The organism is Alicyclobacillus sp. SO9, from assembly GCF_016406125.1.
In the GTDB taxonomy this organism is placed as follows: domain Bacteria; phylum Bacillota; class Bacilli; order Alicyclobacillales; family Alicyclobacillaceae; genus SO9.
The window spans coordinates 1,603,903-1,617,373 of record NZ_CP066339.1 but is presented as its reverse complement, the minus strand read 5'-3'; the positions used below and the strand labels follow the sequence as shown (position 1 = coordinate 1,617,373).

Below are 13,471 nucleotides of genomic sequence, written 5' to 3'. Positions count from 1 at the left end.
ACTTTCCGCTACTTGACTGCCTTGTCGAGGGCCTGTTGTAAATCCGCCAGGATATCGGCAGATGTTTCAATTCCCACGGACAAACGAATCATGTTTGGAGCAACGCCAGAAGCTTTCTGTTCCTCTTCGGATAGCTGCTGATGCGTTGTGCTCGCTGGGTGAATCACCAGACTCTTGGCATCTCCTACATTCGCCAGATTCTTAATGAGCTCGAGGCTGTCGATAAACGCAGCCCTTGCCTCAACCCCGCCTCTGATACCGAATGTCAGAATTGCTCCTTGTCCTTTTGGCAGGTACTCCTGTGCCAGAGTATAGCTCGAACTACTGGCCAGTCCTGGATACCGAACCCATTCAACTGCCGCATGTGCCTCCAAAAATTCTGCAGCTCGAAGACCGTTTTCGGAGTGACGTTCCATCCGCAGTGCCAGTGTTTCCAGTCCCTGCAGCAACAGGAAGGTGTTAAACGGACTAATCGCCGGCCCGAGGTCTCTCAGCAACTGTACCCTCGCTTTCGTAATAAACGCAGGCGCCCCCACATCACGAACATAGGAGACACCGTGGTAACTTTCGTCCGGTTCGGTCAGCCCAGGAAAACGTCCGTTGTCCCAGTCGAACTTGCCAGAATCCACGATGACACCGCCAATACTCGTTCCGTGTCCGCCAATAAATTTGGTTGCAGAGTGGATAACAATATCTGCTCCATAATGAAAAGGTTGGCACAGATACGGAGTAGCAAAGGTATTGTCCACAAACAGCGGCACACCATGGCTGTGAGCAACTTTAGAGAGCCCTTTGAAGTCTGCCACATCAATACTGGGGTTGCCTATTGTTTCTGTGTAGACCAGCTTTGTGTTGGGTTGAATGGCCGCTTCTACTTCTTCCAAATTCCCAGCGTTGACAAACGTCACGTCAATCCCGAGTCTGCGCAACGTTACATTGAACAGGTTGTATGTGCCACCGTAAAGGTTTGAGGAACTGACAATGTGATGACCCGCCTCTGCAATGTTCAGAATGGAGAGGGTAATGGCAGCTTGACCGGAAGATACAGCCAGGGCGCCAACACCGTCCTCCAAGGCGGCAATTCGTTTCTCAAAGACATCCTGCGTGGGATTCATAATTCTGGTATAGATATTCCCTTCCTGCTTCAGGGCAAACAAGTCTGCAGCGTGCTGCGTATCCTCAAATTGATAGGACGTTGTCTGATAGATAGGCACAGCCACTGCATTTGTTGCAGCATCGTAGTTAAATCCTGCATGTAATGCATTTGTTTCAAATCCCCGCTTTGTTTCTCCCATATTCCATCTCTCCTCTTCCAAAACTCTGTTGGTCCCGCATTTTTGTTCAAATGCCAGCCACATTCGATTTTGAGCGGATAACACGCACAAGTACGCAAAAAACCGCTCCGAGAGGGAGCGGCTATAAAACCCAACTCGCCTCTCTCATCTCTCAAGACATTAACGTCCTGCAGGATTTAGCACCTCTCCATACAGTGATGTATGGTGGTTGCCGGGCTTCATCGGGCCAGTCCCTCCGCCGCTCTGGATAAGAGTTGCCAGTAACTATTCAATTGAATTCCTAACACTATAGCATCGTTCTTTTTGTACTGTCAATAGAAATGGTCATGATAACCAGAGAGATTTATGCTGCACTATCACTCCTGTTACTTGTTTGCATCTTCCATTTGTCTCAGTTCAATTCTCCGAATTTTACCGCTGGTCGTCTTCGGCAGCGAGTCGACAAAAACTACTGAACGCGGGTACTTGTAGGGAGCCGTAGTCGTCTTCACATGATTTTGAAGTTCTTCAACAAGATTGGGGTCTTTTGCATCGTCTGCATCACGCAGAATGACATAGGCTTTTACGATGTGCCCCCGCTCTGAATCCGGACTGGCAACTACCGCACACTCTGCCACTTTGGGGTGCTTTACAAGCGCGTCTTCGACCTCAAAAGGTCTAATCGTATATCCAGACGAGATAATAATGTCGTCAGAGCGCCCTTCAAACCAAAAGTAGCCGTCATCATCCCTTCTGCCTTTGTCCCCCGTAATGTACCATTCTCCAATGAACGCTTTCTGTGTCCGCGCTTCGTCTTCAAGATAGCCTTTAAACAAAGCCGGAAATGACTTGTGAACAGCAATGTGTCCAATTTCTCCTACATCTGCTTCCGTACCGTCATCCCGTACGATACTGACTCTGGTGCCTGGGAACGGTGTCCCCATCGATCCCGGTCTTGCTTCCATGTCTCGCAAGGTACCAACCAGCAGACTGTTTTCAGTCTGACCGTAGCCGTCTCGGACTGTAACGTCAAATTCTCGACGGAAGGTATCAATCACTTCACGGTTGAGCGGCTCCCCGGCAGAAACAGCGGAGCGAAGAGACAAGCTGTACGCACTTAAGTCCTTTACTTTTGCCATCAAACGGTATTCAGTCGGTGTAGCACACAACAGGGAGACCCCGTTGTCCTGCATCAGCGTCAAATACGTTTCCGGTTTAAACCGTCCTTGGTATACAAAAGCAGTGGCACCATTGCCGAGAATGGATACGAACGGACTCCAAATCCACTTGGCCCAGCCAGGTCCCGCCGTAGCCCATGCAACATCGTCGGGAACCGCGTCAAACCAGTAGGTACCGGCAACAGCCAGGTGTTCGCGTGGCCATGCGTAGCTGTGGACCACACCTTTTGGACCTCCGGTTGTACCGCTGGTATAAGACAAGATTGCAATGTCCTCATCCTTGGTTTCCACTAATACGTCCTCTGTCGATTGATTGTCACTGAGACGAAAAAGCGGCTCCCATCCGTCTACTTCACCGCCTGATGTATAAAACTTTTCGAGACTTGGACATTCCTGACGAATCTTATCCACCTGTTCGGTCAAGGTATGGTCTGCAATGACGACGTTTGCCTGCGCATGGTTGACCCGGTAGCGAATGTCTCCGCCGCGCAGCATCTCAGAACCTGGCATAACCGTCGCACCAATCTTCCACAGTGACAAGTAGACAATATAGGGATTTATGCCCCGCGGAAGCAGTACGATAACACGGCTGCCTTTTTGAATACCATCCGCCATCAGACCTCTGGCCAGTCGATTTGTCTCATGCCGCAATTGTAAGTACGTTAGTTCCGATTTGTTTCCTTGTTCGTCCACACAAAGGACGGCCCGCTTGTCCGGCGTTGAATGAGAAATTTTATCCACTTCAGCCGCGAAATTGTATCCCACTAAGATTCCCCCTTGAGCAAATGTAAAAGTGCAACCTGTCTTCTATATGTCACTTATCATAACATGGTATGAAACATTCAGAGAATACAATGACAAATTAGTATTGAGAAAAATCCGACATTTTGGGTCAACCGACAACGAGGGAGTCGGACAGCGGTTGCCAAACCGTGTCTGCAACTCCCTCAAATCAGCATTCGTCTCAATTCCTCGTCTGATATTCGCTGCTACGTCAACTCGCGAATGGCTTCCTTTGTGAGTGACTTGTATACTACATCGTCCATTGGCGGATTATGCAGGCCCGCTCTAACATCCCGATACAACCGTTCCAAAGTCATATCTTTCCACAAGCTCCGCGCACCAACCACGCGCATGGCAAGGTCCACGACTTCCATAGCAGCGTTGGTTGTAAACGTCTTAACTGCGCCGAATTGCGGGCGAAGGCTGCGGCGCTCTGCTTCTCCTGCATCATCCCAACGACTGGCCAAATCGTACATCAAGGTTCTGGCAGAAAGCAGTTTCAGTTCCATGGCGCCAAGTTTAGATTGAATGTGGTCGACCTCGGAAATCGGGTGAGGTAGACTGTTCGGCTGGTAACTAGCCGCATATCTCACAGCAATATCCCGTGCATTTAGGGCTACGCCCATGTAGCACGCGGGAACATGCAACAGCCATCCGCCGCCGTCTTGGTTGCGTTTTTTCGGCTCTCCGGCTTCCAATGTGGATATTAGGTAGTCGTCCGGTACAAAGACCTCTTCCATGACAATATCGTGACTCCCGGTTGCGCGCATACCCAGTACATTCCAGGTTTCAACAATTCGGATGTCCTTCTTTGTCAGCAGAAACTCGCCGATACCCGTCTCCCCTTCAAGACCGGCTGTTACCAAAATCCAGTCCAAAGCTGGGCTCAGTGTACTGAAGGTCTTGCGGCCGTTGATGATGTATCCTCCATCCACCTTGCGAGCAGTGGTCTGAGGGCGCCCCCCTCTGCTCGGACTCCCGGTTGCGGGTTCAGAAGCACAACTGTTAATCAGAGCTCCCTTCTCCACAACACTCCTCGCCACTTCCGCAAAAATTTCTTCAGGAAAAGCAAGGCTGGCTCGCAGATTCAGCATCATTCCCATGTGCCAGCCCATCGCAAGGGCGGTCGAACCATCCCCTCGGGCAAGCTGCTCCTGGTGTAACAGCATTTCATAGAGGCTAATCTCCTTGCCCCCGTATTTTCGCGGTGTAGTCCAACTGACATAGCCAATTTCTCGCAACCGGTTGATGTGCTCATGAGGAAATGTACCTGCCTCATCATACTGCGGTGCCGTTTTGCTGAATTCTGTTGCAACCTGCTGAATCAATCCATGACGGTCTTGTTCTTCCCGATTTCGAACAAACCACTGGTCTCCCGGCATCAAATCCCCCCATTGCGATTAGTAGACGTCCGCAGCACAGCGCCTCAAGATGCGGGTATGGAAACTCAAACGTTGGCTGCTAATTTTGACAAGAAGTCGTCGAGAAAGTCTTTCACTTCTTGCTTTGACTTGCGTTTTCCGTTAACAAATCGACTGACGACTTGACCGTCCTTGTATGCCAAAAAGCTGGGAATTCCCATGATGTCTAGTGTTTCGCAAAGGTCTCCGTACTCATCTCGGTCAATCCAGTACATCTGCAGTTTACCTTCATATTCCTGCTTTACATCATCAATGAACGTCTTCAAAAAGGTACAGTCCGGACACCAACCCGCCGTAAAGACCATTACGGTCGGAGTCTCATCACGTACCAACGTAAAATACTCTTCCAAGGATTGAACAAATTCCATCGTACAGACCTCCTAGAATATGTTTATCTGCAAACTTACCACCTAACGTAACCAAAACGCCCATCCGCTGATTCTCCGGATGAGCGCACTGACAACTGCATTTACAACCTCTACGGCTCATCACAACCACTGCAATGGGCCGCTTTTAAACCAACTTAGAGTCCATACAGTGCTGAAAACTTGTTTTTCAAATAGTCTACCAGATGCTGCGAATCAAGAGGTTTGCCTGTAGCTCCCTCAACCAGTTCTGACGGCGTTCGCAACTTTCCGTAACGATGAATTTTATCATGCAGCCAAGTCCTGATGTTTGTCAATTCCCCGTGTCGGACTTCGTCCATATAATTTGGATTATCTCGTTCCATGGCCCACGCAAACTGAGCAGCGTAGATGTTTCCTAGTGCATATGTAGGGAAGTATCCGAACTCCCCGCCTGACCAGTGAACATCCTGAAGAACTCCTTCACCGTCATTCTTTGGTTCCAATCCGATGTAATCCTTCATCTTTTGCCGCCATAACTCCGGCAGGTCCTTCACCTCTACGCTGCCGTTGACAAGCTCTTTTTCGATTTCGTAGCGAACCATGATGTGTAGATTATACGTCAGCTCGTCTGCTTCAATTCGAATTAAAGACGGCTTTACGACATTGACACCGCGATAAAAGTCTTCCAGTGAAATATCCGCAAATTGACTTGGAAACAATTCCAGGACTGACTTATAATTGTACTCCCAGAATGCCCGTGAGCGGCCAATCATGTTTTCCCAGAACCGCGATTGAGATTCGTGAATACCGTTGCTGACCCCGCCACACAGCGGCGTTCCTATCAAATCCGGCGAAATGCCCTGCTCGTACAATGCGTGCCCACCTTCGTGAATTGTGCTAAAGAGCGCACTGCGCATATCGGTCAGCAGATATTTGGTCGTCACACGAGTGTCATAGCGGTTTAATGCCGTCATAAACGGATGCACAGTTGAATCAATTCGGCCTGCACGGAAATCGTATCCCATCTGCTCCAGCATTCGAATGGAAAGCTGCCTTTGTACTTGCGGGTCATAGCGGCGCTCAAACTTTGATTCATCCACGCGCTGACCGGAGCCCGTGACCGCTTGCAACAAGTCTACAGTCTCCCGACGCAGGTTTGCAAAAATGGGATCGAGCTCTGCCACAGTCAATCCTGGTTCAAACTGGTCGAGCAGCGTGTCGTATTTGTTGTTGTCTGTGTAGCCCCAGTACTCCACAAATTCCCTCTTAAAGGCAACAATCTGTTCTAGATAGGGACGAAACATTGCGAAATCTGACTTGTCCTTTGCTTCTTCCCAGATTGATTCAGCCTTTGAGGCGAGGACGACGAACTCGTGGAATCGCTCGGCAGGAATCTTTGAATTACGTTCGTACTCCTTTTTCATCTCTGTCACGGAGGCTGCAGTAATTTCGTCAAGTTCAGGAAGAGCCTCTGGTGTACTCAGTCGATCCAGATACTCTCCCATCTCCTCTGCAGTCTGCATTCGAAAGACTTCGGAAGACAGCGTCCCAATAGCTTCGGCCCGCAACTCTGCCCCCTGCTTCGGTGCTCCTGTACGCAAATCCCACTCCATTAGGCCGATTGCTTCTGAATAGTGGAGCATCTTCTCTACATATGCGCGAAATTTCTGCGCTGTTTCCTGTGTACCCATGCCATCGCCTCGCTGTTGTACAAAATTGCCCGACGAGAAAATTCAGGCTCTCCATATTATACCGAAAAGACCGGCTTATCTCATATCACAACTTCATTATGTTTTGGTTGAATTTCCTCGGCCTAGTTGGAAGATGAATTGACATGGTAGCTCTGCGCAGCCGAGGCGCTTGGAAACACAAGCCATGCATCAGGAAGGTGACGTTGACCATTTGGATCAATCGTAGACGGCGAGTTGAGTATTTTCCCCTTGCTGTACAACACACTTGATGAGCCTCCGTCCATGGCGCACGCATTCACAGCCCCGTACTGCAACATGATGTTCATCACTTGGCGCTGACTCGCCCCCATCCCGCTGCCGCCGTGAAACCGGCCGTTTATCACGACAAAAATCACAGTACCGTCTTTGGTCTGGCCTACGGCTGTCCTCGGTCCATAGCCCCAACCTCCGTCACCGTGCGTAATCATTGGTTTCCCGTCAACAACCAGTTCAGGCATAAACTGCATCGCATCCTGAATGCCCAAGTGCTGGAGTTGCTGTGAGTTGTACTTACCAAGCAACATCTTTCCAGCTTTCGTGAAACCGACTGTTACCATGCCGTATCCGTTGTTCAGACCGTGCAACACCTGTCCTCCGACATACTCGAGGCCGTAGGCCTTAGCACCCCAGCCGTTTCCTTTTGGGTCGAGAAAACCACTGGCATTCACACCAGCCACTGCGCCAATACGCTTGGCCATATGTGTAATGTATTCGCCCTTTCCGTTGAGAATCTGTGCGTGAACAAGCCGAATGGTCTTAGGGTTGTGCACGAGCATGACAAAGCCGTTGTAACCCTTGCCGGAGATGCGCTTAATTTCAACATTTTTCACCTTTTTAACAGGCGTACGAGAGAGACCCGTTGTACCGTTGGAAGGTTGCACCGAACCTGCTTGTGCAGGTGTACTTGGTGTGATTTTGGGAGATGGTGAACTGGCAGAAATTTGTCCTGTGACAGGTACGCTGCTGTCCTTTACAGTCTTGCTCAACTGAGCCCGTAACGTATGGTACTCCTTGTTTGTTGTAATGTATTTAGCCAAATAATAGTGGCGCGTAGATACAATTGTCTCAGCCAAGACAATACGGGTGCGGTTGCCCCAAGGCGTTAAAAATCCAACACCGTACCCTGTTCCAACGAGCAGAAGCAGAGCGGCAAAAATGCCAAAGACAGTATTCCGTATCCTTCGCAACCGTCTATTTCGTGTTTTTTGTCTGTCTTTACGACCGTGTAAGCCGCCGGTCGAAGGGGTTTTTGACGTCCTTTTGGACATTCCTTTCTCTCCTGTCTCTACAAAAGTGCTAAATACGGAAGATATGAGACGGCTCTATCCAGCATTGGTGTGATTGTCAAATCTTTGCCGTCGGCTATCCGAAAACAGTCTGCTATATCTCTTATTATAGACGGTTACGATGCAAGCTTCGTTTCACACAGCGCAACCGGAAGGACCTCTGTTTGAAACATTTCGCCAGGCGAGTTATCACTCCTGATTCGTTCTCCCGATTCCTCACATGGTACAGTCAATCGACCGCAACGGCATGATGTGCTTTATTACACCACTGACTCCAACTCCCAGGATACAGGAGAGCTCCTTTGCGACCGGCAAGCTCCATCGCAAATACATTGTTGCAGGCTGTGACACCTGACCCGCAGTAGTTCACTACTGGGGCATCGCCTGTTAAAATCTTCTCAAACCGATGACGTTGCTGCTCTGGCCGCAACCACCTGCCGCTGGAATCCATTCCTTCTATCCACGGCGCGTTTCTTGCCAAGGGAATATGACCCGCCTTTGGATCAATGGGCTCTTCCTCACCTCTGTATCGAACACCAGCTCTTGCATCAACCAGAGTTCCTGCGGCTTGGGCCGAAGAAATCCGTTCAACCGTTGCCTCGTTTGCAATCATCTGTTCCTGCAGGCTGACGGTCAACCGGCCGGCTGTCGCGGGCTCAACCCTGTCTGTAACTTCATATCCTTCTTCAGACCAACGCTTGAAGCCGCCGTCCAGCAGATAAACCTGTTTGTGACCAATATAGCGCATTAACCACCAACCGCGGGCAGCCATCCCTTCCCCATTGTCATAAAAGACCACCGGGTTGTCATCTGCTGCGCCCAACTCACTCATGCGAGCCGCAAAGGAAATGGGGTTCGGCAGCGGATGACGTCCGGCTTCACGTGAAGCCGGCGACGATAAGTCTGTTTCCAGGTCCACATAAAGCGCACCAGGAATATGGGCTTTGCCGTACTGCTCTTTTCCTTTTGTTTTGTCGAGCAGCGAAAAACGACAGTCAAATATACTGACCGAGTTCTCCTGAATCCACTTATCAAGTTGTCTTGGGTCCGTCAACATCGTTTCACCACATCCTTAGTGCGTTGTCTATGTAAATTCTCTTGCCTCTGCAGAGCATGTCATTGCCCGGCTTGTCCAGATTGCGTTTAGTCTACCACTTTCGGGTCATTGAACCACAGGAGATTGGACAAGCTACAATTCAAACCCTAACATAGACAACGTTAGAACAGTTGTCATCAAACTATCACAAAGCGGAATCTGCGGTTATCGTTACAGTATTCGCCGTGGGTGCTTTTTACAAAGGATGAAGGATGAATGTCAAACTCGACTCAAAAAGTTACAGAAGCCCCTGAACATACCTTCGTGCTGTTTGGGGCCACCGGCGACCTTGCACAAAGAAAGTTGTTCCCCGCGCTGTTCAGCCTCTATCTTGGTGGAGCACTCTCAAGTCAATACAGCGTTGTTGGTGTTGCGCGCAGAAAGTTGGATACAGCAGAGTTTCGCCAGAAGGTGCGTGATGCGATTGAGGAATTTTCGAGGCAGCCCGTTCCTGACGAGAACACTTGGAACCAATTCATTCAGCACTTCAGCTATGTCGCGCTGGATGTGAACAACGCCAATCACTTTTGCGATCTCGATGACCACATCAGCAAGGTTGAGAAAGAACGTGGTGTCGAGGAGCAGAACCGAATGTTTTATCTGGCCATGGCACCCGAGTTTTTTGGTACGGTCACAACCAACCTGAAAAGCTGCAATCTTACCAAGAACCAAGGTTGGAAACGTCTCATTATTGAAAAGCCGTTTGGTTGGGATTATCAAAGTGCTGAGGAGCTAAATAAAGAACTGCGTCAGGTATTTGAGGAGGAAGAGATTTACCGCATTGACCACTATCTTGGTAAAGAAATGGTACAAAATATTGAAGTCATCCGTTTTGCCAATTCAATCTTCCGCCCTGTCTGGAACAATCAAGCTATTGCCAATGTCCAGATTACATCCAGTGAGACGGTGGGGGTTGAAGACAGAGCTTCGTATTACGACAAGGCTGGCGCCCTGAGGGACATGATTCAGAACCACATGTTACAAATGGTGATGATGATTGCCATGGAGCCGCCCAGCCGGCTCAAAAATGAAGCCATTCGAGACGAGAAAGTGAAGGTGCTCAGGTCTCTGCGCAGATACAGCGAGATTGACGTGAAGGACCATGTTGTCAGAGGGCAGTATCAAGCAGGGAAGCTCAAAGGAGAACAAGTCCCGGGTTATCGAGATGAGAACAATGTAGACGATGACTCGCAGACGGAAACCTTTGTGGCCGCGCGCCTGTATATCGACAACTTCCGCTGGGCCGGCGTCCCGTTTTACTTGAGAACCGGAAAGCGCCTGGCTGGGAAATCCACAGAGATTGTTATCCAATTTCACGACATGCCAAAGAATCTCTACTTTAATCCGAATGGCAACTTAAACCCGAACCTGCTGGTCATACGCGTGAGTCCTGCAGAGGGCATTTCCTTGTTGTTAAACGCCAAACACCCAGGTCAAAACGAGGAAACCGTGGTACCGGTCAAAATGGAGTTCAGCCAAGAAGAAGACAAATCGTCGCCAGAGGCCTATGAGCGGTTGCTGCACGACGCCTTAGTCGGGGATTCCACTTTCTTCACGAGGTGGGATGAAGTGTCTCTGGCTTGGAAGTTTGTCGATCCCATTGCCCGCGCCTTCAACTCTGACGTCGGCCCGGAACTCAGCTTTTACGATGCCGGCTCCTATGGACCTAAGCGCGCAGACGAATTGCTGCAGGAAGACGGCTTTTTCTGGTGGCCGTTCCATGTCGAGGCTCCGTCGGCAGAAGCCAAAAAAGAACCCCTTGAAGCCGCGGTGTCAACCAAACAACCTTGAATAAGCTCTGAATGAACCCAAGCGTTGCCAGAATACACGAGGAAAACCTGAAGGGTGTCAATACAGAACGAACGGGGGAGCCATTGCATGTCAGCAAAGATTTACGATATCTCCATGCCAATTCAACCGGGTATGCCAGTTTATAAAAACAAGCCGGAGAAACAGCCGGAATTTGAAATCACGTCCAATTTCCCAGAGAATTCCGTTCGGGAAACACGAATTCACCTTGATGTACATACGGGAACACACGTAGATGCCCCGTTGCACATGATGCCATCCGGAGACACAATTGAAACAATTCCCTTAACCGACTTGATAAGACCCTGCTCTGTCCTTGATTTAACCCAGGTCGAGAAAGCAATCCATGCGCAGGACCTGATGCCTTTCGAAATCACTGCCGGGGATTTTATTCTGCTGAAAACAAGAAACTCCTTTGCCGCAGAATTTGACTTCGAATTTGTGTTTCTCGCTGCAGATGCCGCAGAGTACCTTGCCGAAAAGAAAATTAAAGGTGTGGGAATCGATGCGCTCGGCATCGAACGCAGTCAACCTGAACACACAACACATAAGGCTCTGTTCGGAATTGGCGCTGTCATTATTGAGGGTTTGCAATTAGGCAAGGTCGAGCCCGGCAGATACGAGATGATGGCACTCCCTCTGAAACTTGAGGGGCTAGACGCATCTCCTGCACGTATAGTGTTGCGTGAACTAAAGTAGCCATTACCTCAGGGTGACATAGGAAGGGCAGGCCAAGCTGAATACTGGGCCTGCCCCCTATTATTCTCTCTACTTGTCGGTTCACATCACTGCGACTTTTCCACAGCATGCCCGCCAAATTCGTTCCGCAACGCTGCTACTACCTTTCCTGTAAACGTATCGGTCTCAAGTGAGCGGTAGCGCATCATTAAAGACAGCGCAATGACTGGTGCCGAAGCCTGCAAATCCAGGGCTTCCTCGACCGTCCACTTGCCTTCTCCGGATGAATGCATTACACCTTTGATGTCCTCCAACTTGGGATCTTTCTTAAAGGCTTCCTGTGTCAATTCCATCAACCAACCACGTATCACTGAACCATTGGACCAGACCCGAGCCACATCCTCATAGTTCAACTCAAATTGGCTCTTTTCCAGCACTTCAAAGCCTTCTCCAATTGCAGCCATCATTCCGTATTCAACGCCGTTGTGCACCATTTTGACGTAGTGTCCGCTGCCTGATACACCCGTTCTGAGATAACCGCCTTCAACAGCAGTGTCTCGAAACAGCGGTTCAATCCGCTGAAAAACTTCAGCGTCTCCGCCAATCATGTAACACGCACCGTTGCGTGCACCTTCCATCCCCCCGGATGTACCCACATCAAAATAGTAGATTCCCTGCTCTTTCAATGATTCTGCACGGCGCAAAGAATCCTTGTAGTGTGAGTTGCCGGCCTCGATAATAATATCCCCTTTTGACAATCGCGGCGTTAAGTCAGACAAAATGTCGTCAATGATTTTACCCTGAGGAACCATTAGCCAGACGATTTTGGGCGTGTCGAGGGAGTTCACCAACTCCTCAACGCTTGCAGCCGTTTTACCGCCGTCAACTGCAAACCGTTCTTTCGCTTCATCACTGACATCGTAGCCTATGACTTCATGACCCCTGTCGAGAAAATTCAAACCCAGATTATATCCCATTTTTCCCAATCCAAATAAACCAAGTTTCACTGAACTACTCTCCCTCCAAAGCTTCTGCTGCCATCGGCTTCTCCAGCTCCGTTAAAACGGAACTCTTTGAAGCCTACATGTTCAGCGACAGCCTCTATGTATAGCATTCTCAAAACCCATTTTATCATGTCATCACATTTAAGACTCTGTATTCAGTGCCACCAGACTTCAAACAAGCCGGCCCAGCGGTGTATAATAGGGCTCATGATGACCATAATTTTTGACCTAGACGGTACCCTTGTGGACAGTGCGGCCATTGTCTTTCCCTTATTTCGTGAAGTCATTCGTCACTTCCCAAACCACCCTCAGCCTGATGACGAAACCCTGCGCAAGACCTTTGGCAACCCAGACACAGTAATTTGGGAGATGCTGTTACCTAGTGCGTCACAGGAAGAACGGGAAGAAGCTTTTGCTCTCTATGAAGAAATCGTCCAAAAAAGATTTGGATCACACGACATTCTTATCCCAGGCGTAAGAGAAGTCCTCGATGAGTTGTTCGCACAAGGTCATACACTGACCATCGCCAGCAACTGCGGCCTGGATTATTTAAACTCTGTTCTGGACACCTTTGATTTACGCCGATATGTCACAGCCCCTCTGTGCTTGGAGTCTGTAGCCGGCACGAAAAAAGCGGATATTCTGCGGCAGCATTTCACCAGATTCGCAAAGCAGAATGCGGTTATGGTCGGCGACCGACACACCGACATTGAAGCGGCGGACGAATTCGGTATACCTACTATCGGCTGCCGCTTCGGTTTCGGAACGCAAGAGGAGTTGGCCGGCGCTGCGTCAGTCATCCGCCATCCATCCGAACTGTTAGAAGCAGTAGCTCGTTTACAGCAGTGAGAATGGGGATGAGTTG

11 protein-coding genes and 1 riboswitch are annotated in these 13,471 nt (G+C 49.6%); of the genes, 3 read left to right on the top strand and 8 right to left on the bottom strand.

Annotated elements, in window-relative coordinates:
• Nucleotides 1-8: 8 nt before the first annotated feature.
• The 7 genes from GI364_RS07250 to GI364_RS07220 form a co-directional block, all read right to left on the bottom strand.
• Entirely contained in the window at nt 9-1,295 is a 1,287-nt protein-coding gene (locus GI364_RS07250) for an O-acetylhomoserine aminocarboxypropyltransferase/cysteine synthase family protein (protein ID WP_198852967.1), read from the bottom strand.
• Between the two features lie 141 nt (nt 1,296-1,436).
• A riboswitch (SAM riboswitch) is annotated at nt 1,437-1,549 on the bottom strand.
• Between the two features lie 111 nt (nt 1,550-1,660).
• On the bottom strand, nt 1,661-3,217 hold the full coding sequence (locus GI364_RS07245) for an acetate--CoA ligase (RefSeq protein WP_233096047.1): 1,557 nt from the start codon (nt 3,215-3,217) through the stop codon (nt 1,661-1,663).
• Nucleotides 3,218-3,441: 224 nt separating this feature from the next.
• Complete coding sequence (locus tag GI364_RS07240; protein WP_198852966.1) at nt 3,442-4,617, bottom strand: acyl-CoA dehydrogenase family protein; 1,176 nt, start codon at nt 4,615-4,617, stop codon at nt 3,442-3,444.
• Between the two features lie 65 nt (nt 4,618-4,682).
• Nucleotides 4,683-5,024 (bottom strand): thioredoxin family protein, encoded by a 342-nt coding sequence (locus GI364_RS07235; protein ID WP_198852965.1) that lies wholly within the window; start codon nt 5,022-5,024, stop codon nt 4,683-4,685.
• A gap of 155 nt (nt 5,025-5,179) precedes the next feature.
• Nucleotides 5,180-6,694, bottom strand: coding sequence for a carboxypeptidase M32 (locus tag GI364_RS07230; RefSeq protein WP_198852964.1), 1,515 nt, complete (start codon nt 6,692-6,694; stop codon nt 5,180-5,182).
• A gap of 122 nt (nt 6,695-6,816) precedes the next feature.
• Nucleotides 6,817-8,001 carry a phosphodiester glycosidase family protein gene (locus GI364_RS07225; protein ID WP_198852963.1) on the bottom strand — a complete coding sequence of 395 codons (1,185 nt, stop codon included), beginning with the start codon at nt 7,999-8,001 and terminating at the stop codon, nt 6,817-6,819.
• A 247-nt stretch (nt 8,002-8,248) separates the two neighbouring features.
• The gene (locus GI364_RS07220; RefSeq protein WP_198852962.1) at nt 8,249-9,076 is read right to left on the bottom strand and encodes a sulfurtransferase; all 828 of its coding nucleotides are present in this window, start codon (nt 9,074-9,076) and stop codon (nt 8,249-8,251) included.
• A gap of 255 nt (nt 9,077-9,331) precedes the next feature.
• On the opposite strand from GI364_RS07220, the gene zwf reads away from it, so the two are divergent.
• Nucleotides 9,332-10,906, top strand: a complete 1,575-nt coding sequence (gene zwf, locus GI364_RS07215) for a glucose-6-phosphate dehydrogenase (RefSeq protein ID WP_198852961.1) — start codon at nt 9,332-9,334, stop codon at nt 10,904-10,906.
• A gap of 87 nt (nt 10,907-10,993) precedes the next feature.
• A complete protein-coding gene (locus GI364_RS07210; protein WP_198852960.1) occupies nt 10,994-11,623 on the top strand; it encodes a cyclase family protein in 630 nt (209 codons plus the stop codon).
• Between the two features lie 86 nt (nt 11,624-11,709).
• Here GI364_RS07210 and gnd read toward each other — a convergent pair whose 3' ends face one another.
• Complete coding sequence (gene gnd / locus GI364_RS07205) at nt 11,710-12,609, bottom strand: phosphogluconate dehydrogenase (NAD(+)-dependent, decarboxylating) (RefSeq protein ID WP_198852959.1); 900 nt, start codon at nt 12,607-12,609, stop codon at nt 11,710-11,712.
• Between the two features lie 204 nt (nt 12,610-12,813).
• On the opposite strand from gnd, the gene GI364_RS07200 reads away from it, so the two are divergent.
• A complete protein-coding gene (locus tag GI364_RS07200) occupies nt 12,814-13,455 on the top strand; it encodes an HAD family hydrolase (protein WP_198852958.1) in 642 nt (213 codons plus the stop codon).
• Nucleotides 13,456-13,471: the final 16 nt, after the last annotated feature.